17 protein-coding genes and 3 tRNA genes are annotated in these 21,873 nt (G+C 57.8%); all 20 read left to right on the top strand.

Going from position 1 to position 21,873, the window contains the following annotated elements; translation table 11 throughout:
* Positions 1-1,020 (top strand): beta-N-acetylhexosaminidase, encoded by a 1,020-nt coding sequence (gene nagZ / locus NUV55_RS02110; protein WP_296669963.1) that lies wholly within the window; start codon positions 1-3, stop codon positions 1,018-1,020.
* A gap of 87 nt (positions 1,021-1,107) precedes the next feature.
* Entirely contained in the window at positions 1,108-1,983 is an 876-nt protein-coding gene (speD, locus tag NUV55_RS02105) for an adenosylmethionine decarboxylase (protein WP_296670029.1), read from the top strand.
* 259 nt (positions 1,984-2,242) lie between these two features.
* Positions 2,243-2,875: a uracil-DNA glycosylase gene (locus NUV55_RS02100; RefSeq protein WP_296669961.1), complete on the top strand. Its 633-nt coding sequence runs from the start codon at positions 2,243-2,245 to the stop codon at positions 2,873-2,875.
* Positions 2,876-3,146: 271 nt separating this feature from the next.
* Positions 3,147-4,970: an excinuclease ABC subunit UvrC gene (gene uvrC, locus NUV55_RS02095; protein ID WP_296669959.1), complete on the top strand. Its 1,824-nt coding sequence runs from the start codon at positions 3,147-3,149 to the stop codon at positions 4,968-4,970.
* A gap of 5 nt (positions 4,971-4,975) precedes the next feature.
* On the top strand, positions 4,976-5,563 hold the full coding sequence (pgsA, locus tag NUV55_RS02090; RefSeq protein ID WP_296669957.1) for a CDP-diacylglycerol--glycerol-3-phosphate 3-phosphatidyltransferase: 588 nt from the start codon (positions 4,976-4,978) through the stop codon (positions 5,561-5,563).
* Positions 5,564-5,719: 156 nt separating this feature from the next.
* Positions 5,720-5,968, top strand: a complete 249-nt coding sequence (locus tag NUV55_RS02085) for a DUF1272 domain-containing protein (protein WP_296669955.1) — start codon at positions 5,720-5,722, stop codon at positions 5,966-5,968.
* Positions 5,969-5,997: 29 nt separating this feature from the next.
* Positions 5,998-6,327 (top strand): type II toxin-antitoxin system RelE/ParE family toxin, encoded by a 330-nt coding sequence (locus tag NUV55_RS02080; RefSeq protein WP_296669953.1) that lies wholly within the window; start codon positions 5,998-6,000, stop codon positions 6,325-6,327.
* Between the two features lie 5 nt (positions 6,328-6,332).
* Positions 6,333-6,671: a transcriptional regulator gene (locus tag NUV55_RS02075; protein ID WP_296669951.1), complete on the top strand. Its 339-nt coding sequence runs from the start codon at positions 6,333-6,335 to the stop codon at positions 6,669-6,671.
* 146 nt (positions 6,672-6,817) lie between these two features.
* A tRNA-Gly gene (locus NUV55_RS02070) sits at positions 6,818-6,893 on the top strand.
* 53 nt (positions 6,894-6,946) lie between these two features.
* Positions 6,947-7,020 (top strand) — tRNA-Cys (locus NUV55_RS02065).
* 51 nt (positions 7,021-7,071) lie between these two features.
* Positions 7,072-7,160, top strand: a tRNA-Leu gene (locus tag NUV55_RS02060).
* Positions 7,161-7,195: 35 nt separating this feature from the next.
* Positions 7,196-7,504, top strand: coding sequence for a nucleotidyltransferase domain-containing protein (locus tag NUV55_RS02055; protein WP_296669949.1), 309 nt, complete (start codon positions 7,196-7,198; stop codon positions 7,502-7,504).
* Positions 7,494-7,850, top strand: a complete 357-nt coding sequence (locus NUV55_RS02050; RefSeq protein ID WP_296669947.1) for a HepT-like ribonuclease domain-containing protein — start codon at positions 7,494-7,496, stop codon at positions 7,848-7,850. Before NUV55_RS02055 ends, NUV55_RS02050 begins: the two co-directional genes overlap by 11 nt.
* A gap of 170 nt (positions 7,851-8,020) precedes the next feature.
* Positions 8,021-9,397 (top strand): YihY/virulence factor BrkB family protein, encoded by a 1,377-nt coding sequence (locus tag NUV55_RS02045; RefSeq protein ID WP_296669946.1) that lies wholly within the window; start codon positions 8,021-8,023, stop codon positions 9,395-9,397.
* A gap of 264 nt (positions 9,398-9,661) precedes the next feature.
* Positions 9,662-10,660 carry a virulence protein RhuM/Fic/DOC family protein gene (rhuM, locus tag NUV55_RS02040; RefSeq protein WP_296669944.1) on the top strand — a complete coding sequence of 333 codons (999 nt, stop codon included), beginning with the start codon at positions 9,662-9,664 and terminating at the stop codon, positions 10,658-10,660.
* A 114-nt stretch (positions 10,661-10,774) separates the two neighbouring features.
* Positions 10,775-12,421, top strand: coding sequence for a rhomboid family intramembrane serine protease (locus NUV55_RS02035; RefSeq protein WP_296669942.1), 1,647 nt, complete (start codon positions 10,775-10,777; stop codon positions 12,419-12,421).
* Positions 12,422-12,612: 191 nt separating this feature from the next.
* Positions 12,613-14,217, top strand: coding sequence for a class I SAM-dependent DNA methyltransferase (locus tag NUV55_RS02030; RefSeq protein WP_296669940.1), 1,605 nt, complete (start codon positions 12,613-12,615; stop codon positions 14,215-14,217).
* Entirely contained in the window at positions 14,207-15,430 is a 1,224-nt protein-coding gene (locus tag NUV55_RS02025; RefSeq protein ID WP_296669939.1) for a restriction endonuclease subunit S, read from the top strand. The genes NUV55_RS02030 and NUV55_RS02025 overlap by 11 nt, the downstream gene beginning before the upstream one ends.
* Before the next feature lie 8 nt (positions 15,431-15,438).
* Positions 15,439-18,528, top strand: coding sequence for a TrlF family AAA-like ATPase (locus NUV55_RS02020; RefSeq protein WP_296669937.1), 3,090 nt, complete (start codon positions 15,439-15,441; stop codon positions 18,526-18,528).
* A gap of 12 nt (positions 18,529-18,540) precedes the next feature.
* Positions 18,541-21,699: a type I restriction endonuclease subunit R gene (locus NUV55_RS02015; protein WP_296669935.1), complete on the top strand. Its 3,159-nt coding sequence runs from the start codon at positions 18,541-18,543 to the stop codon at positions 21,697-21,699.
* Positions 21,700-21,873 lie beyond the last annotated feature (174 nt).

The raw sequence follows: 21,873 nt of genomic DNA, 5'->3' as shown, positions 1-21,873 counted from the left end.
ATGTCGCTCGGCCCGGTTATGCTCGACCTTCAGGGGCTGGAACTGACCCCGCAAGACCGCGAGCGCCTCAAGCATCCACTCGTCGGCGGCGTCATCTTGTTTTCGCGCAATTACCGCTCGCCTGAGCAGGTCGAGGCGCTGGTGAGCGAAATTCATTCCCTGCGCACGCCGCAGTTACTGGTAGCGGTGGACCACGAAGGCGGGCGGGTGCAGCGCTTCCGCGAGGGCTTTACCGCGCTGCCTCCCGTTCGTGAGCTGGGCCACATTTACGACGAGAATTCCAAGCGCGCCATACGCTTGGCCGAGACCAGTGGCTGGCTGATGGCGACCGAACTGCGTGCCATTGGCATCGATTTCAGCTTCGCGCCGGTGCTCGACCTGGACAGCGGCGTGAGCAGCGTCATTGGCGACCGCGCCTTCCACTCCCATCCCGAGTCCGTGGCCAATCTCGCCCATGCTTACATGGTCGGCATGCACCGCGCGGGGATGGCTGCCACCGGCAAGCACTTCCCGGGCCACGGGGCGGTCGCGGCCGATTCGCACCTGGAGCTGCCGGTGGACGATCGCAAGCTGGTCGACATCCAGGCCGAGGACATGGTCCCGTTCGAGCGCATGATTCATTACGGCCTCGAGGGCATCATGCCGGCGCACGTCGTGTTCACCCGGGTGGACGTGCTCCCGGCCGGGTACTCCAGCACCTGGCTGCGCAAGATCCTGCGTGAGCAACTGGGCTTCCAGGGCGTCATTTTCAGCGATGACCTGTCCATGGAGGGCGCCAAATTCGTGGGCGACATCGTCGCGCGCGCCAAAATGGCGCTTTCCGCCGGTTGCGACATGGTGCTGGTGTGCAACGACGCCAAGGCCGCCGATCAGGTGCTGGAAGGGCTGGGTGCGCACGACGATCCGGTGTCGCACCTACGTCTGGTGCGCATGCACGGGCGCGAGTACCCGACGCGCATGGCGCTGGCGCAGGATCACACCTACCGTGACGCCGTGCGTGCTGTCACCGGCATCGCCTGAGCGCAATTAAAATTTGCTTCACGCGCAGGATGTCCGATAATTAGCCTAAGTCAACACGGTTTGCGCCGGGAGCATTACGAATTGGATCTGCTGAAACCACTCAAGAAGTTGAGGCTCGAGAGCTTCAACAACCTCACGAAGACGCTGAGCTTCAATATCTACGATATCTCCTACGCCCCCAGCGAACAGGCTCAAAAGGAATACCTTGCGTACATTGACGAGGCGTACAACGCTGAGCGCCTGACCGCCATCCTGAGCGAAGTAGCGAGCATCATCGGCGCCAACATTCTCAACATCGCGCATCAGGATTACGACCCGCAGGGCGCGAGCGTCACCATGCTCATCTCCGAGCTGCCGATCCAGGAAGAGCCGCTCAACCCCGAAGCGCCCGGCCCGTTGCCGGACGCCGCGCGCAACCCCCAGAACCGTGTCGTACAGACCAGCCTGTTCGAGAACGGGCAGCCGCACAAGGAATCCGTGGTCGCTCACCTCGACAAGAGTCACATCACGGTGCACACCTACCCGGAGTCACACCCGGAAAACGGCTTCGCCACGTTCCGCGCCGACATTGACGTCTCCACCTGCGGCAAGATATCGCCGCTGCGCGCCTTGAACTATTTGATTCACAAGTTCGAATCCGACATCGTGATCATCGATTACCGCGTGCGCGGCTTCACCCGCGACGTGAAGGGCACCAAGCATTACATCGACCACAAGATCAACTCGATACAGAATTTCGTCGACAAAAATACGCTCACGCATTACCAGGCCATGGACGTGAACGTGTATCAGGAAAATCTTTTCCACACCAAGATGATGCTGAAAGATTCCAAGCTGGATAACTATTTGTTCGGTGTGAAAGAGGCCGATCTATCGCCGCAAGACGCTAAAGTCGTCACCCAGCGTCTGACGCACGAGATGGCGGAGATTTTCTACGGCACTAATATGGTGCGGGTAAGCTAAAAACAAGAGACAGGATTTACAGGATTAACAGGATTTTTGTTTACAAAATCCTTCCACAAGAACACTCTGACGTTTTCATAAAAATCACAAGGATGTGTTGAGCAATTTCAAAGCGCGCCGATAACTGCCAGTTTTTCAATTCCCCTAATTTTTTAATCCTGTGAATCCTGTTAATCCTGTCTATTCTATTTATTTCCCGTCTGTCGTTTCCGCCTGAAGTCCGTTAGGATATCGGTGTCGTTGTTTACCGACAGTCCCAATGCCCGAATTCGATCCTCATTGCGTCGCCTGCCCGCGGCTGGCGAGCCATTTGTCCAACGTCCGCGACATGTACCCGACGTATTTCGCGCGTCCGGTGCCGCCGTTCGGCGACCTCAAGGCGCGTCTGCTGATTGTGGGACTGGCGCCCGGCATGCACGGCGCCAACCGCAGCGGACGGCCCTTCACCGGCGATCACGCCGGCATTCTTTTATACGAAACACTTTATCGTCACGGCTTCTCCAATCAGCGTGAAGGGAAACACCCGCGCGACGGACTGCGCCTGAAGGACTGTCGCATCACCAACGCCGTCAAATGTCTGCCGCCAGCCAACAAACCGCTGCCGGCAGAAATCGCCACCTGCAATCTTTATCTTGCCACCGAACTTTCGAAACTCAGAGAGGGCAGTGTGTTGCTCGCGCTCGGCACGGTGGCGCACGAGGCCGCGTTGAAAGCCTTCCAGCTCAAAAAGAAAGATTACAAATTCGCGCACGGCGCACTGCACCGCCTGCCCAACGGTCTGCAACTTCTGGATTCGTATCACTGCAGTCGCTACAACACCCAGACCAAACGCCTGACGGCGGATATGTTCGATGCCATTTTGCGGCGGGCGCGTGAATTGCTGAATGGTTAAAATGAGCAACCTCATATTTAATTTCCCTCCCCCTTGATGGGGGAGGGTTAGGGTGGGGGTGATGAAGTTATGCAGTTGGCACCATTCACCCCCATCCTGTTTCCTGCCCGGGGTGCTCGGAAAGCTCGCGTACACGCTCGGCGGGGAAAAGGTCCACCGGACCTTTTCCCGTTTACGCCTCGCCCCCCGTGAAGGGGGAAGGAACGTAGCTTTAAACATCTGTCTTCGCGCTCTTTGCGTCTTTGCGGTGAATAATCAGATAAATTAACCCATGCCCGTCGAGCACCCCAAAGCCTTGATCATGTCGTTGCCGCCCAAGCCCGGCATCTATCGGATGCTGGGCGCGAAGGGCGAGGTGTTGTACGTCGGCAAGGCGCGCAACCTGCGCAAGCGCGTGCAGAGTTATTTTCGTGCCAGCGGCCTCGCCGCGCGGGTGATGCTGCTGATGCAGCAGGCGCAAAACATCGAGATCACCGTCACTCACACCGAAACCGAAGCGCTGCTGCTGGAATACAACCTCATCAAGTCACTGCACCCGCGCTTCAATATTTTGCTGCGCGATGACAAGAGTTATCCTTACATTTTCATTTCGCACACGCAGGAATACCCGCGCATCGGTTTTCATCGCGGCGCCAAGCGCGAGAAGGGGCGTTACTTCGGCCCGTATCCGTCGTCCTACGGCGTGCGCGAAACGCTGAACCTGGTGCAAAAGATTTTCCGTGTGCGCCCGTGCCTGGACAGTTTCTTTCGCAATCGCTCGCGACCCTGCCTGCAATACCAGATCAAGCGCTGCTCCGGCCCCTGCGTCGGCCTCATCACACCCGAGCGCTACGCCGCCGACGTGCAGCAGGCGGTGATGTTCATGGAAGGCAAGAGCCAGAGCCTGATCCGCGACAGCATCAAACAAATGGAACAGGCCTCGGACAAGCAGGATTTCGAAACCGCGGCGCTCATGCGCGACCGCATCGCCATGCTCAAGCGCATCCAGGAAAAGCAGTACATCACGGGGGAGGGCGGCGAGGCTGACGCCATGGCCATTGCTGCCACGCCGGAGGCCGCCTGCATTGTCGTTACCTGGATTCGTGGCGGGCAGAACCTCGGCAGCAAGTCGTACTTCCCGCGCATGGGCGCGGAATCCACGCCCTGGGAAATGCTGGACGCGTTTTTGTCGCAATACTATCTCTCTGGCCGCACCATCCCGGCGCGCATTTACCTGAGCGAGGCCATCGTTGACCGCCCGCTGCTTGAGCGCGCCTTTACTGAACAGGCCGGCAAAAAAATCACGCTCACCGTCAACCCGCGCGGTGCCCCGCGCCGCTGGCTGCAAATGGCCCAGTTCAACGCCACTGATGCACTGCGCCGCCACCTCGACAGCAAAATCGACATGCAGGGCCGCTTCGAGGCGCTGCGCGATGCGCTCAAGCTTGAATCCATGCCCGAGCGCATTGAATGCTTCGACATCAGCCACACCATGGGCGAGGCCACGGTGGCCTCGTGCGTGGTGTTCGACGCCAGCGGCGCGGTGAAATCGGATTACCGCCGCTTCAACATCGAAGGCATCGAGCCGGGCGACGACTACGGCGCTATGACCCAGGCGCTAACGCGCCGTTACCGCAAGGTGAAAGAGGGCGAAGGCCGCTTGCCCGATTTGCTGCTGCTCGACGGCGGCAAGGGCCAGCTCTCCGCCGCCGAAGGCGTGATGCAGGAATTGCAGGTGGCCGACGTCAAGCTCGTGGCCGTGGCCAAGGGGCGCGAACGCAAACCGGGCCAGGAGCAGCTTTTCTTGTCCGGCTCCGGCCGGCCCACTATACTGCCCGCCACTTCCGCCGGGCTGCATTTGATCCAGCAGATTCGCGATGAGGCGCATCGCTTCGCCATCGCCGGGCACCGGGCGCGGCGCGGCAAGACGCGCACCACCTCGACCCTGGAGCGGATTCCGGGCATCGGTGGCCGACGCCGCATGGCGCTGCTCAAGAATTTCGGCGGCCTGCGCGAGGTCGCCCGCGCCGGTGTCGAAGACCTGGCGCGCGTGCCCGGCATCAGCCCGCAGCTCGCGCAAAAGATTTATGACGCCTTTCATGGCGAGGAACAATAAGACAAATGTTACTGAACGCCCCCAACATCCTCACGCTTCTGCGCATCGTGCTGATCCCGGCGTTTATCGTGGCGTATTACTGGACCCACCCGTGGTCCCACGTGCTCGCCACCGTGCTGTTTGTTTTAGCCGCGCTCACGGACTGGCTGGACGGGTATCTCGCGCGCAAACTCGAGCAAACCACGCACTTCGGGACCTTCCTCGACCCGGTGGCCGACAAGCTCATGGTCGCGGCAGCGCTGGTCATGCTGGTGGCCGACCCCAAGGTGCAGGCGCTGGTGCTGGATATCCGCCTGTTTGCCGTCATGGTGCTGGTCATCGTCGGGCGCGAAATCACCGTCTCGGCCCTGCGCGAATGGATGTCGGAGGTGGGCAAACGCTCGCACGTGAAGGTGTCCTCCCTGGGCAAGATCAAGACCGTCTCGCAGATGGTCGCCATCCCGTTCCTGCTGTGGTCGCAATCCTTCTGGGGCCTGCCGATCTTTCGCATCGGCGAAGTGCTGCTGTACCTCGCCGCGGCGCTGACACTGTGGTCCATGCTGATCTATCTCAAGGCCGCCTGGCCCGATCTCATCGCCCCGCGTCAAGGCTGAACTTTTCGTAATGATTTCAGTATATTTATATAAATCGTTCGATTGATTTATCAAGACTATTTTAGCTGTCAACCCGGCGAAAGCCGGGGGTCCAGTTTGATATCTGGATGCCGGCTTTCGCCGGCATGACGAATCTCCCAACCCAAGGAGAAGGCCATGCTTCAGTTACGCCCTAACTGCGAATGCTGCAACAAGGATCTCCCGCCGGAGTCGAGAGAGGCCCGCATCTGTTCCTACGAGTGCACCTTCTGTGCGACCTGTGTCGATACCGTTCTGAAAGGCGTATGCCCCAACTGCGGCGGCGAATTCACTCGCCGCCCGCGCCGCCCGGCCAACAAATTGGCCCAGGACCCGGCCTCGAAAGAGCGCGTCTACAAACCGGAAGGGTGCAGCCGCGTAGCTTGATAATAGTAACTTACATGTTACTATAAGGTATGTCAGCGAAAAAGGTCGTTGAATATCTGGAGCAGGATGGTTCATCGCCTTTCGCAAAGTGGTTTTCCCGTCTGGACCCTGTTGCCGCAGCAAAGATAACAACGGGTTTGTACCGGATGGAGCAGGGAAACCTCTCAAACGTAAAGCCGGTCGGGCAGGGCGTCTCGGAATACCGACTCGATTTCGGGCCAGGCTATCGAATTTACCTGGGACAAGATGGGGCGGTTCTGATCATCCTTCTCGGTGGCGGCACCAAAAAAGGCCAGAACGTAGACATTCAGCTGGCCCGGCAGCGTTGGCGGGAATACAGGACACGCAAAAAGAGGTAACGATTATGCCAATTACACGCAAGTTCCGTGAGACAGTCTGGGCACGTGCCCAAGACGATACTCGCTTCCGTGAAGCAATGTTGACCGAGGCCATTAACGAACTGCTGGCTGGCGATCTTGAAGCCGGCAAGGCAATGCTCCGCGACTACGTCAACGCCACCATCACCTTCGAAGTTCTGGCAAAGAAAACCGGCCTGCCCGGCAAAAGCCTGCAACGCATGCTAGGCCCGAGCGGAAATCCCACGGCGGAAAGCCTTTTCGGGGTCATTAAAGCTCTACAGGCTTCTGAACACATTCGCTTGGCAGTCAAATCAACAAGGCACGCCGCCAGACTTGGCAGTTAGTTTTTCATCGTGAACCCCAATTCTTTATCTTGGCGCGCTTGGCGTCTTGGCGGTGAGACCAATTCTTTTGCAACTGGCTATAAAACAAGGTATTACGAGCAAATTTCTTGACAGAAATCAGCCCATCCTTACAATGCACAACTCCTGCGGGAATAGCTCAGTTGGTAGAGCGTAACCTTGCCAAGGTTAAGGTCGCGAGTTCGAGCCTCGTTTCCCGCTCCAGATACTCGGGGAGGTACCCATAAGCCGGGTCCTCCCTTTTTTGTGCAGGTTTAGGCTGGGTAGCAGAGTGGTTATGCAGCGGCCTGCAAAGCCGCGTACGCCGGTTCAATTCCGGCCCCAGCCTCCATTTTCTCCTTCCTTTCGCAGCACCAACCCATCTATTACACTCAACCCCGAAGCCCGGGTGGCGAAATTGGTAGACGCAAAGGACTTAAAATCCTTTGGAGGGCAACCTCCGTGCCGGTCCGAGTCCGGCCCTGGGCACCATTTAGCGATTTCTGGGTTATTCTTTACAAATCATCATGAATCCACTTATTGAAACTCATCGTTCCGAGTTAGACCAGCTCTGCAAGCGCTACCACGTCAAGCGCCTGGAGCTGTTCGGCTCAGCCGCGACCGGAGATTTCAAGCCGGAGACTAGCGATCTCGATTTTCTGGTTGAATTTCACCCATCCAAGGAAACGAATGCCGCCGATCAATACTTTGGTTTGCTTGAAGCGCTCAGGTTGCTATTTCAAAGAAAGGTGGATCTCGTGATGGCCCGCGCCATGCACAACCCCTACTTCATTCGCGAGGTCAATAAGAGCAGGACCATGCTCTATGCAGCATAAGGCCCCGAAGCTTTTGGAGGATATTCGCGACTCGGCAACGTTCATCCTGGAAGCAGTAGCTTCGCTAACGCTCGAGACCTATGCCCGTGACCGAATTCGCAGACAGGCCGTTGAAAGAAATTTCGAGATCATTGGCGAGGCGTTGAACCGCCTGTCTCGCGTGGACCCCCAAGTCTCTCGCCAAATTGGCCCTGCGCCACAAATTATTTCATTCCGCAACATTCTTGTTCATGGCTACGACGTAGTAGACCATGAAGTCGTATGGGAAATCATCAGGCATGAGCTGCCTGAACTCCTGAAGCGAGCGCAACAGTTACTTGCCGAGGTCGGCAAAGAAACGTCCTGATAATCCGCCGGTCCGAGTCCGGCCCTGGGCACCATTAAGTTTTCCAAGGAGTATCAGCAGGATAATTTAAGTTCGTGCTAAACCCCTGTAACATCAAAAATCTCCAAAAGGGAGTGGTCGGCGGTCTGGCCATTTTCAATCGAGTCTGACCTTATCGGTTTACAGATTCCATGAAACTCCTCAAGCAAATAACGCAGCACTCGCATAATTTTCTCTGGGGCGAGGATCTCGGCACGGCCCCCATGCTGCGCCGCTGGTTCTTGTTACCCCTGCGCACGCTATACGCCGTCGGGCGCGACATCGGCGAAGGCCAGATCACCTTGCGCGCCATGAGCCTTGTGTACACCACATTATTGTCGCTGGTGCCGCTGCTGGCGCTGGCGTTCTCGGTGCTCAAGGGATTTGGCGTGCAAAACCAGGTGCGCCCGGCGTTGCTGGCGCTGCTGGCCCCGCTGGGCGAGCAGGGGGTGGAGATCACCGACCAAGTGATCGGCTTCGTCAATAACATCCAGGTCGGCGTGCTCGGTGCGCTCGGCCTCGGGCTCCTTATATACACCGTCATCACCTTGCTGCAGAAGATCGAACACGCCTTCAACTTCGTCTGGCGCGTCAAAAGCGCCCGCCCGCTGTCGCAGCGCTTCAGCCAGTATTTGAGCGTGCTCATGATCGGCCCGTTGTTGATCTTCTCGGCCATGGGAGTCACGGCGGCGTTCTTCGGCAGTAGCACGGTGCAGGGGCTGATCGCCATTGAACCCCTCGGCGCCCTGGTCAAACTCGTGGCCGCGCTGTTGCCATTCCTGCTCGTGATCGCGGGCTTCACCTTCGTTTATGTGCTCATGCCCAACACCCGCGTGCGCTTGGGTTCGGCGCTGGTGGGCGCCAGCGTCGCCGGAGTGCTGTGGCAGACGCTCGGCTGGAGCTTGGCCGCCTTCATCGCGGGCTCGACCAGGTACACCGCGATCTACGCCGGTTTCGCGATCGTGATCTTCTCGATGATCTGGTTGTACCTCAACTGGCTCATCGTGCTCGTCGGCGCCAGCATCGCCTGTTATCACCAGTATCCCGCGCTGCTGGCCACGCCGCGGCGCGAGTTCCGGCTCAGCAACCGCGTCAAGGAAAAGATCGCGCTGCTGATCGCGACGTTCATCGGCCGCAACTACTACACCAACGCCCCGGCCTGGTCGCTCGAATCCCTCGCCGGCCGGCTCGGGGTGCCGGTGATAACAGTCGAATCCGTGATCATGGCCATCCAGCGCGCCGGCTACATCACCGAAACCGCCGACGTTCCGCCGCGTTATCTTCCGGCGCGTTCCTTCGAGACGATCACCGTCAAGGAACTGCTCGATACCCTGCGCAGTGCCGAAGAAGAGCCCGGCCTGAACGCCGAAATCCTGCCGCACGAAGCCGAGGTGGAGATATTGCTCGCGCGCCTGGACGAGGCCGCCGACGCTTCGCTGCGCGGCCGCAGCCTGCGCGATCTGGCCATGGCCAGCGTGCCGCCGCCCACCGAAAAACGGGCCGCGGCGCACGAGGGTGTTTCTGATTAGAATCTATCTCAAAATTAAACTCCCTCCCCCTTGATGGGGGTGAGGCGGAGTAGTCATGGAAGTCCGGTGGACTTCCATGCCGCCGAACGGGTGCGCCGTGAATCGGCGCACCCCGGACGGGAAACCGGGGGTGGGGGTGAGAAATGTCACCGGAAAATTCAGCGTCGTATTCCGTTTCTGACATCCCCCCTATATCTAGGGCCAATAATCTGGAAAGGGGCTCTATAATCTTGCCCGGTTTACGAAACCTTCCAGGGACGAAAAATGAACAACCGGCAGAATAATCTGGGCGAAGTGGTTCTCTACAAAACGGAGGACGGCAAGGCTGCCCTCGATGTAACGCTTGATGGCGACACCGTTTGGCTCAGCCAGAAACAGATGGGTGAACTGTTCGACAAGAACGTCCGGACGGTTTCTGAACATCTCAGGAATATCTTCAAAGACGGGGAATTGAAGAAATCTTCAGTTATCCGGAATTTCCGGATAACTGCCGCGGACGGTAAAACCTACGATACCCAGCTATATAACCTGGACGTCATTATTTCTGTCGGCTACCGGGTGAAGTCCAAACGCGGCACCCAATTCCGCATCTGGGCCACCCAAACCCTCAAGGACCACCTGGTCCGCGGCTATACGCTGAACGAGCGCCGCCTGAGCGAGCGGGGCATCGAGATGGAGCAGGCGGTGCAGCTGCTGTCCCGCACGCTGACCCGGCATGAGCTCGTCACCGAAGATGGCCGTGGCGTGCTGGACGTCATCGCGCGCTATGCCAAATCCTGGCTCCTGCTCAAGGAGTATGACGATAACACGCTGAGCGTTCCCGAGCGCCGCCGGCCTGCGCGCGTCGCCATCGACTACGCCCGGGCGCGGGAAAACATAAACATGCTCAAGGCACGGCTGATGGAGAAGGGCGAGGCCTCGAACCTTTTCGGCCAGGAGCGCACCGAACAACTCATTGGCATCCTCGGCGCCATCGAACAAACCTTCGGCGGCGATCCGCTCTATCCCAGCATCGAGGAAAAAGCGGCGCATCTGCTTTACTTCGTCATCAAGGATCATCCCTTTACTGATGGCAACAAGCGTATCGGCTCGTTCCTGTTCATCCTGTTTCTGCGCGCGAACGATTACCTCGAAGACGTCAACGGCGTGCCGAAAATCAACGACAACGCCCTCGTGGCCCTGGCGCTGCTCACCGCCGAGAGCGAACCGCGCAACAAGGAGCTGATGATCCGGTTGATCATGAATTTGCTGGCGGATAAGTAAGTCCACTCAAGGCGGGGTGAGAACGAAGCCGAATCCCGACCTGCATGGAAACCCCGTAGGGCGCGTACCAGTCGATCGCCGCGCCTGCCAACCCGCCGGCCTATACTTTCCGGCATGTTCCTGTTTCCCTATCGCGCCCAGCTCAAACTGCACAAATGGCCGGTGATGACCATCGCCATCTCGCTGCTGTGTCTCGTGATCTACCTCGCGCAGGCGCAAAGCAATTCCCGGGTCGAGGCATACACCGAGGCATTCTGCGCCCAGGCCGATGACGGGAAGCCCGCCGCCGGCTTCACCTGGTGGCGGGGTTACAAGCTGAGCTGTGCCATGGCGATGTGGCATACCTATTACTCTCCCGACCCAACCGCCCATGCCGAATGGCACGTTCAGGACATGGAGCGGAACGGGCAGGGCGAGGCGGCGCAGCGTTACCGCACGCTGTTCGCTGCCTACCTTGCTCACGCCCCGGCGCTGCTCACCGCCAATCTCTGGCAGGAGCGCACCGCCTTCAATCCCTGGCGCATGCTGACCAGCAGCGTGGCGCATGGGAGCTGGGAGCATGTCATCTTCAATCTCATTTTCTTCTTCGCCTTCGCCGCCGCGGTCGAGCTCGTCCTCGGCCCGGTGCTGTTCATGGCGGTGTTCGTGATGCTGGCGCTGGCCATCGGCAGCTTTGATCAAATCATCAGCCATTGGGTGGAAGACCCCCGGCCGACCCTGGGGCTGTCCGGCGTGGTCATGGGGATGATGGCGCTGTTCGTCTATTTCCTGCCGCGCGCCAGGATCCGCTTCGCGTTCTGGTTCCTGTTGTCCGCCGGAACCTTCGCCGTGCCGGCGTGGTTCGTCGCCACCTGGTACGTCGGCTGGGATTTGCTCTATCAGGTCTCGTACGGCCGCAGCTATGTGAACTACGTCGCCCACCTCGCCGGTGCCGCCTTCGGGCTCGCCATCGGCCTCGCGGTATTTCGCAGCAAGCGGCATTGGGCCAAAGAGCTGGTGCAGGAGAAGCTGGACCTGACCCAGGACGAGAAGTGGTATACCACGCTCAACTTCATCACGGCCACGAGCGCGATCCTTCCGGTGATCTTCATCACCGGGCTCGTCGTGCTGGTGCTTGTCATTAAATTCGTCAACAGCTTCGGGCTGCAACTGCTGTTGATGTCCCCGGTCATCGCCGCCACCTGGCAGATATATCGCATGAAGCAACCTGAGACCCCGGACTGGGATCGCTACCAACTGGGTATGGCTGCCCTGCATGACCACCGCTACCAGGAAGCGCTCCAACACCTGCGACCGCTGGCCGAGCAGAACTACCCGCGTGCGCTCTGTGCACTCGGCCGGCTCCATGCCGCCGGTACTGGCACCTATCGTGATGAAACCAAAGCCGTCGAATATTTCCGTCTCGCCGCCGAGCGCAACCATGCCGAGGCCCAATACGCGCTTGGGACGATGTATGCCGATGGCAGGGGAGTCGAGAAGAACCCAGCCACAGCCGCCGAGTGGTACGAAAAAGCCGCCGTAAACGGGATGCCCGAGGCGGCCATGAGCCTCGCGCATCTGCATGAGCACGGCCGCGAGGATACGGATAAGGAGCAAGCCATCGAGTGGTACCACCGTGCCGCCGTCGGCTACAAGAAAGCCAGTCGCCCCGAAGATGCCGAGGCCGCGCTGCGCTCAATGGAAAATCTTGCTGCCCGTTACCCGGCTGTGCTCGGTCTTGTGACCCGGCTTCGGGTGTCACTCGCCTTGGTAAAAAAATAGTCTTCCTCATTTTCCCTCCCCCTTGACGGGGTGAGGGTTAGGGTGGGGGTGTAGAGACTGCCCCTGCATGTTGTTGGCCGGGGCGGGGACACAGGTTTTTCGAGGTTTATCGAAACCCCGTCATGGTGTATGCCGTGGACCCCGGTGTTACGATGCCTTAATAAATAAAAGGGATTGGAGGAGGGCAGTCAGTGGCAAGAGGCAAGAAAACTACCGAAAAACCCAACAAAGCCAAAGACAACGGCGCCACCCTCGGCTTCGAAGCCAAACTCTGGCTGTCCGCCGACAAGCTGCGCAACAACATGGACGCGGCGGAATACAAGCACGTCGTCCTCGGCCTCATCTTCCTCAAATACATATCCGACAGCTTCGAGGAACACCGCGCCAAGCTCCTCGCCGGCAAGGGTGACTACGCCGGCGCCAACCCCGAAGACAAGGACGAATACCTCGCCGCCAATGTCTTCTGGGTGCCGAAGGAAGCCCGCTGGGCGCAGCTGCAATCCCGCGCCAAACTCCCCAGCGTCGGCAAGGACGTGGACGACGCCATGGTCGCGCTGGAGCGCGACAACCCGCGCCTCAAGGGCGCGCTCAACAAAAACTACGGCCGTGCCGATCTCGACAAACACCGCCTCGGCGAACTGATCGACCTCATCGGCTCCATCCAACTCGCCGATGTCGCCAGCCGCTCCAAGGACCTCCTCGGTCGCGTCTTCGAATACTTCCTCACCCAGTTCGCCAGCGCCGAAGGCAAGAACGGCGGCCAGTTCTACACCCCGTCCTGCATCGTGCGCCTGCTGGTCGAAATGCTCGCCCCCTACAAAGGCCGCATCTACGACCCCTGCTGCGGCTCCGGCGGCATGTTCGTGCAATCGGAAAAATTCGTCGAAGCCCACGGCGGTAAACTCGGCGACATCAGCATCTACGGCCAGGAAAGCAACCCCACCACGCGCCGCCTCGCCGTGATGAATCTCGCCCTGCGCGGCATCGAAGCCGACTTCGGCCCCGAACAGGCCGACACCTTCCGCCGCGACCTGCACCCCGACCTGCGCGCCGACTTCGTCCTCGCCAACCCGCCCTTCAACGACTCCGACTGGTTCCGCAAAGACGACGACGTGCGCTGGCAGTACGGCGTGCCGCCCAAAGGCAACGCCAACTTCGCCTGGGTGCAACACTTCATCCACCACTTGGCAAACACCGGCAGCGCCGGCTTCGTCCTCGCCAACGGCAGCATGTCCTCCAACCAGTCCGGCGAAGGTGACATCCGCCGCGCCATCATCGAAGCCGACCTCGTCGACTGCATGGTCGCGCTACCCGGCCAACTCTTCTACAGCACCCAGATCCCCGTCTGCCTCTGGTTCTTGACGAAGAATAAAAGAGCCCGTCATTCCGGCGCAGGCCGGAATCCAGAATCATCAACAGACCGCCGCAAACAAACCCTCTTCATCGACGCCCGCAAACTCGGCACCCTCATCGACCGCGTCCACCGCGAACTGACCGACGCCGACCTTGAGAAAATTGTCTCCACCTACCACGCGTGGCGCGGCGACAAAGGCGCTGGAAATTACGAAGACATCGCCGGCTTCTGCAAATCCACTACCACCACCGAAATTGCCACGCATGGCCATGTTCTTACACCCGGCCGCTACGTCGGTGCCGAGGATATCGAAGACGACGGCGAACCTTTCGAGGAAAAAATGTCGCGGCTCGTTGCAGAGTTGCGTGCCCAGTTTGAAGAGTCCGCGAAGCTGGAGAAGGCAATTAAGACGAACCTAAGGGGACTTGGGCATGACCTATAGCCTCGAACTCTTCGTCAGTGTCCTTGAGAAGAACATTGATAACCGGGGAAAGACTCCGCCACTTTCTGCAATTGGCTATCCGCTCATTGAGGTAAAACACATTCAGGAAGACCGTCTCTACCCAGTATTTGACGACACTAAGTATGTGGACCAAGAAACATGGGATACCTGGTTCAGGGCTCACCTCGAACCGGGTGACATCCTGTTCTCAACGGTTGGCTCGATTGCTCGTTCCTGCATGGTGCCGGCGACGCCCAAGTTTTGTATTGCGCAGAACGTCCTTGGGTTCCGAGTTAATCGCTCAAAGGCGGACCCGCGGTTCCTTTATTACGCAATCAACGACTCGTTCTTCCAGCATGAGGTTCACGGTCGAACCATTGAGACGGTTCAAAAAAGCATCAAGGTGCACGATCTCAAAACGTGCCGGATTCCGCTCCCACCCCTTTCCGAACAAAAAGCCATCGCATCAATCCTCGGCTCGCTGGACGACAAGATCGAGTTGAACCGGCGGATGAACGCGACGCTGGAGGCGATGGCGCGGGCGCTGTTCCAGAGCTGGTTCGTGGATTTCGACCCTGTCCGCGCCAAACTCGACGGCCGCCCACCCACCGGCCTCGACCCCGAAACCGCCGCCCTTTTCCCCGCCACCTTCCAAGACTCCCCCCTCGGCCATGTCCCGCAGGGGTGGGGAGTGAAGTCGCTCGGGGAAGTAATTGAACTCGCATATGGGAAACCATTGAAAGCAGAAAACAGAAAGAATGGCCCCATCTGTGTCTACGGCGCTAACGGACCTGTTGGCTGGCATGATGAAAAGCTGGTCTCGGGTCCAGGTATCGTCGTGGGGCGCAAAGGTAATCCAGGGGTTATAACCTGGGCACATTGCGATTTCTTTCCAATCGATACAACTTTCTACGTGGTGCCTATAGGAGATTGCCGGAGTCTCTACTTCCTTTATTACGCACTCTCAAATCATGGCCTCTCCAACCTCAGCGCTGACTCGGCGGTACCTGGGCTGAATCGCAATCATGCTTACATGAGTAAACAGATTATCCCGACACGGCAAGTGTTTGACGCGTTCGACATGCAGATTTCACCAATCTTCGCTGCGATTCACGCCTATGAGCAGCAATCCCGCACTCTCGCCACCCTGCGCGACACGCTGCTGCCGAAGCTACTGAGCGGCGAGGTGTCGGTGTCCTCAACTCAAGGATGACTACTGCTATGGCTCATGCAACATATCCTCGTGGCTCCGAATGGAGAAAATGGGACCTCCAAGTTCACACGCCGTATTCAGCACTGAATAACGGATTTGGATCAGATTTCCCGGCCTATGCCAAACAGCTTATCGAAAAGGCATGCCAAGAAGACATTGCTGTGATTGGGATTACTGATTATTTCACGATCCAAGGATATAGCGAGATCAGACAATTGCTGGCAGATATGGAAGCATTAAGGCAGCTCGTTGGGGATGAGCTGGCAGAGAAAGTTTCTCGGATCCTATTCGTGCCAAACATAGAACTACGAACTTCAATCATTGTCCGGGACCCGGACGGAGCAGATAGTCGAGTAAACTTCCATGTGATATTTTCCGACGGTGTGTCGCCTGAAGATATTGAAGAGCATTTCCTGCGTGAGCTGAAATTCACGGCAGAGGCAAACCCAGAGAGTAGAGACGAACGTTGGCCATTGACGATGAGGCACCTTGCTGAATTGGGAAGGCGCCTCAAAGAGCAGCACGAGAAGTTTCGTCAATACACTGATTTGTTCGTCGGAATGATGAATGCGGTCGTAGATCACGCTGAGGTGAGCGATATTTTAGAGGGCAAGCCTTCGATATTTAAAGATCGTTATTTGCTGATCTTGCCCTGCGATGAGGATCTTTCTAGGTGTAATTGGAACGGCCAAGGACACTTGTCCCGGAAGATTCTCATCCAGAAATCTCATTTTCTCCTGTCTGCTAATAATGGAACACGCAAGTTTGCGCTCGGAAAAAAGCATGCATCCATAGAAGAGTTCATAGCAGAATTTAAAAGTCTTAAGCCTTGCGTGCATAGTTCTGACTCGCACACATTCGATGAATTGTTTATGCCGGATAAGGGGCGCCACACTTGGATAAAGGCAGACCCTACATTTCACGGACTCCGTCAATTATTAAACGAGCCCGAAGACCGCGTCTTTGTTGGCGAAATACCCCCTAGTCTCACGAGAGCGGCGCGACGTGCGACGCGCGTGGCTAATTCCGTGGATGTCAGAAGGCTTCCCGCAGCAACTACTACCGAAAGGTGGTTCGATTCCTCTATTCCCCTGAATAGCGAATTGGTGGCAGTGATTGGTAACAAGGGAAGCGGAAAGAGCGCGCTTTCGGACATCATTGGATTGTTGGGTAGCACGCCACGGTTTCTTTCATTCAGCTTCCTCACCCCAGAAAAATTCCGAAGGACTAAAAACAACAAATCACGACAATTTCACGCGTCACTATCATGGGCGGATGGAACGGTTGATACCGTTCCAAGTCTCGACGCCAATCCCAGCCCCGATGCCGTTGAGAAGGTAAAGTATATTCCGCAAAGTTACCTAGAGGACATCTGTAATGAGATTGGCTCTGGAAAGGGGGGGCGGTTTTACAATGAGCTCCAGCAAGTCATCTTCTCCCATGTGCCAGAGGTTGAGAGGCTGGGCTTTGCTACGCTCGACGAGTTGCTTGCCCATCGAAGCGAAGAGACTAATCAGGCGATCGCTCAATATGTCACGAAGCTACAGGAGTACAATGCACTAATTGTAACTACAGGGGAGCGATTGCTGCCCCAATATCGTAAGACGATCGAAGCCCATCTGGCAGAGAAAAACCGTGAGCTGGATGCTCACACCCACGCGCGCCCACAAGATAAACCCAAGCCTGATGCTGACCCCGCTGTCCAACAACAATCCAAGGCAGCGGCAGATGCGTTAGAAGTGAAGCAGGGTGAGCTAAAAACGCTGGAAACTGAATTGTCTGCGCTAAGGGGAAAGGATGCGGCGGCAGCGAAAAAGCGATCAACTGCTGAAAAGCTGGCCGGAAAACTTAAAAATCTACAACGGTATGTTGAGGCATTCCTTGTGGAGGTGGAGCAGGATCTCGGCGAGCTAAATATAACCGCCAAAGAGATTGTTGCTCTTAAGGTCAACACCACCCCCATAGAAACACTTCTGAATACGCTGGACTCCGAACGAGGGGCTATCGCTGTACAACTTTCTCCCGAAACGGCAGATGGTCCTGAGTTTAAACGCATGGCGGTGGTAGCTGTGATTGAGAGTCTTCAGGCTCAATTGAGTGCGCCACAGAGGGAATATCAGACATACCTCCAAGTATTGAAGGAATGGGAAGACGGGAAGGCAAAGATAGTTGGCACTAATGATTCCGTTGGCTCTGTAAAGTATTTGCAAAAGCAACTTAGCGACTTAGATGGGCTTCCGGCTCAATTGAAGTCATTGCAGAAACATCGTGATCGAAAAGTTTTGGAAATATTCCGCGAGAAACAAAAGCTACGCACTTACTACGAGACCTATTATGGCGCGGTACAAACCTTTTTAAAGCAGCACCCACTGGCGGCAAGTGAACAGTTCCGGCTCACCTTCAATGTCTCGATGGCAGAGAGCGGATTCTCAGAGGCGTTTCTTAGTCGTCTAAATCGCCGCAAGGTGGGGCCATTTATGGGGGACGAAGAGGGTGCGGCTGAGATGAGAAGGCTTATTGATAGTGCGAATTTCGATTCCGCACTTGGAGCTCTTCGATTTACGAGAATGATCTTTAAGAGGATGGCTGAGCGAGAGGGTAAACCTCTTCTTGTGAAGGATCAGTTGCGGCAAGATGGGACAGTCCAGGAACTTCACGATTTCGTATTCTCGCTGGGATTCCTCTCGCCAATCTATAACCTTCAATGGGATGGAAAAGGGTTGGAACAATTGTCACCCGGAGAGCGTGGCAATCTTCTATTAATATTTTATCTGCTTGTTGACCGAGACGACATTCCTTTGGTGATTGACCAACCAGAAGAAAATCTTGATAACCAGACTGTGTTTAAGACGTTAGTTCCGTGCATTAAAGACGCGAAAAAACGACGCCAGATTGTGATGGTGACGCACAACCCCAACCTCGCTGTTGTCTGCGATGCCGAACAAGTCATCTGCGCAGAGATGCAGAAGGATCATGAAAACACCGTCACATATACCAGTGGCTCAATCGAGGACCCACTCATTAATCGTCGGATTGTAGATATTTTGGAAGGAACGCGCCCAGCCTTCGATAAACGTGATGACAAATATCTTCCATAATTACTCAAGCACATGAGCCTCAACGAATCCCACGTCGAAGAAGCCGCCCTGACCTGGTTCGGGGAACTCGGCTATTCGATCGGTCATGGTCCGTACATGGCGCCCGGCGAGTTGGCGGCAGAACGTGATTCCTTCGCTGATGTAGTGCTGGTAGGTCGCCTGCGGGCCGCCATCACGCACCTCAACCCAACTATTCCCGAAGAAGCGCGAGAAGAAGCACTACGCAAAGTACTGCGCCCAGACTCCCCCTCATTCCTCGCCAACAACCGCGCCTTCCACCATAGGCTGCGCGATGGCGTGGAGGTGGAATACAAACGGCCCGACGGCTCCATCGCGGGCGATCATGTGCGCTTGGTGGATTTCACCGATGCGCAGGCGAACGACTGGCTGGCGGTGAATCAGTTCACAGTGATTGAAGCGCAGCACAACCGGCGGCCGGACATTGTCGTGTTCGTCAACGGGCTGCCGCTGGCGGTGCTGGAACTCAAGAATGCGGCGGACGAGGACGCGACGATCTGGAGCGCCTGGAAGCAACTGCAAACCTACCAGGCCGAGATTCCCTCGCTGATGCACTACAACGAACTGCTGGTGGTGTCGGACGGTGTGCAGGCGCGCATCGGTTCGCTCACGGCCAGTCAGGAGTGGTTCAAGGTCTGGCGCACCATCGACGGCGAGAAGGACGCGCCGAAAACGGCGCTGGAGCTGGAGGTGCTGGTGCGCGGGGTGTTCGAGCCACAACGCTTGCTCGATCTGCTCCAGCATTTCATCGTCTTCGAGGAAGATCCGGACAACGGCGCGTTGCACAAGATCATCGCGGGCTACCATCAGTTCCACGCGGTGAATGCGGCGGTGGAGGAAACCGTGCGCGCCAGCGGCACGGGCGAGCGCGATGTCGTGCACGATGAGCAGGGCAGTTATTGGTCGGGTCGCATGCACGGCGGTAAGCCCGGCGACCGCCGTGCGGGCGTGGTCTGGCACACGCAGGGCAGCGGCAAGAGTTTTTCGATGCTGTTCTACGCCGCGCGCATGGTGCGGCATGCGGCGATGCAAAACCCGACGCTGGTGGTACTGACCGACCGCAACGACCTCGACGATCAATTGTTCGGCCAGTTCCAGCGCTGTCACGAAATCCTCGGCCAGACGCCGGTGCAGGCCGCGAACCGGGAATGCCTGCGTGAACTGCTGCAAGTGGCCAGCGGCGGCGTGGTCTTCACCACCATTCAGAAGTTCCTGCCCGAGAAGGGCGAGCGGATGCCGGAGCTGTCACCGCGCCGGAACATCATCGTCATCGCCGACGAAGCGCACCGCAGTCAATACGACCTGATCGATGGCCTAGCCCGGCATCTGCGCGACGCGCTGCCGCAGGCGTCGTTCATTGGCTTTACCGGCACGCCCATTGAGAAGACCGACGCGAACACGCGCGCGGTGTTCGGCGATTACATCAGCATCTACGATATTCAGCGCGCCGTCGCCGACAAGGCGACGGTGCCGATCTACTACGAGAACCGCATATCCAAGCTGGGGTTGAACGCCGCCGAGCTGCCCAAGCTCGACGCGGAGTTCGAGGAGATCACCGAAGGCGAGGAACAGACCAGCCGCGAGAAGCTGAAAACCAAGTGGGCCACGATCGAGGCACTGGTGGGCGATCCCAAGCGTATCGCGCTGATCGCCGCCGATCTGGTCGCGCATTTCGAGAAGCGCGTGGAGGCGCTGGACGGCAAGGCGATGATCGTCTGCATGAGCCGGCGCATCTGCGTGGACATGTACGACGCGCTCATCAAACTGCGGCCCGAGTGGGCCAGCGCCAAGGATGACGACATCGAGGGCGAGAAGGGCAAGGGCGGCGTGGTCAAGGTGGTGATGACCGGCAGCGCAGATGACGGCCCGGACTGGCAGCCGCACATCCGCAACAAGGACAAGCGCCGCAAACTGGCGAACCGCTTCAAGGACAGCAAAGACCCGTTCCGCATCGTCATCGTGCGCGACATGTGGCTGACCGGCTTCGACGCGCCGTGCCTGCACACGATGTATGCCGACAAGCCGATGCGCGGGCACGGGCTGATGCAGGCCATCGCGCGGGTGAACCGCGTGTTCCGCGACAAGCCCGGCGGGCTGGTGGTGGATTATCTCGGTCTCGCCGATCAACTCAAGCAGGCGCTCGCCACCTACACCGAGAGTGGCGGCAAGGGCGATCCCACCTACGACATGGCCCAGGCCATCGCCGTGATGCTGGAGAAGCACGGTATCGCCGGCGATATGCTGCATGGCTTCAGTTGGGACCCGTGGACAACGGGCACAGCGACGCAGCGGCTGGCGCTGATCCCCGCCGGGCAGGAACACATTCTGCAACAGGATGAAGGCAAGCCGCGCTTCGTGCAGGTAGTCACTGAACTGTCCCGCGCTTTCGCCCTGTGCGCCGCGAGCGATGAGGCGGTAGCAGTGCGTGATGACATTTCTTTCTTCCAGGCATTGCAAGCTGCGCTCAACAAACAAAGCAGCGGCAGCCGCAAGACGCCTGACCAACTCGATGCCGCCGTGCGCCAGCTCGTCTCCAAGGCCATCACCACCGAAGGCCAGGTGATCGACGTCTTCACCGCCGCCGGCTTGCCCAGGCCCGACCTCGGCATCCTCTCCGATCAGTTCCTCGCCGAAGTGCGCGGCCTCAAATACAAGAACGTCGCCGCCGAGCTGTTGGAAAAGCTGCTCAAAGACGAACTGAAAGTCCGCGCGAAGCACAACCTCGTCCAGTCACAACTGTTCAGCGAAAAACTCAAGAAGACCCTCAACGCCTACCACAACCGCGCCATCGCCACGCAGGAAGTCATCGAAGAACTCATCAAACTCGCCAAGGAAATGGACGCCGCCAGCAAACGCGGCGAAAAGCTCGGCCTGACCGACGACGAAGTCGCCTTCTACGACGCGCTGGCCGCGAATGAATCCGCCGTGCAAGCCATGGGCGACGCCCAACTCAAAGTCATCGCCGCCGAACTCATCACCCAAGTCCGCAAAAGCGTCACCATCGACTGGACCTTGCGCGAAAGCGCCCGCGCCAAAATCCGCGTGATGGTGAAACGCATCCTCAACAAATACGGCTACCCGCCTGACTTACAGGAAGAGGCGGTAAAGACGGTGTTGATGCAGGCAGAATTGCTGTGTGGGGCTTGGGCTTAATTACAATACAAAAAACCGGGTCAGAGAGGAATTTTTCCTAATATCCCAGACTGATGATATTTCCGTAACTCAAAAGAGCCAGCCTCAATTTTCCAAATCGTTCCAACCCACTCCGCCCCTCGGGAATGGTTTGCCTCCCGCGCGCCATCGCGGGAGTATCGTGAATATGAAGCC

This window comes from Sulfuricaulis sp., from assembly GCF_024653915.1.
In the GTDB taxonomy this organism is placed as follows: domain Bacteria; phylum Pseudomonadota; class Gammaproteobacteria; order Acidiferrobacterales; family Sulfurifustaceae; genus Sulfuricaulis.
The sequence above is the reverse complement of the archived record's forward strand: the minus strand, read 5'-3'. Positions and strand labels throughout refer to the sequence as shown.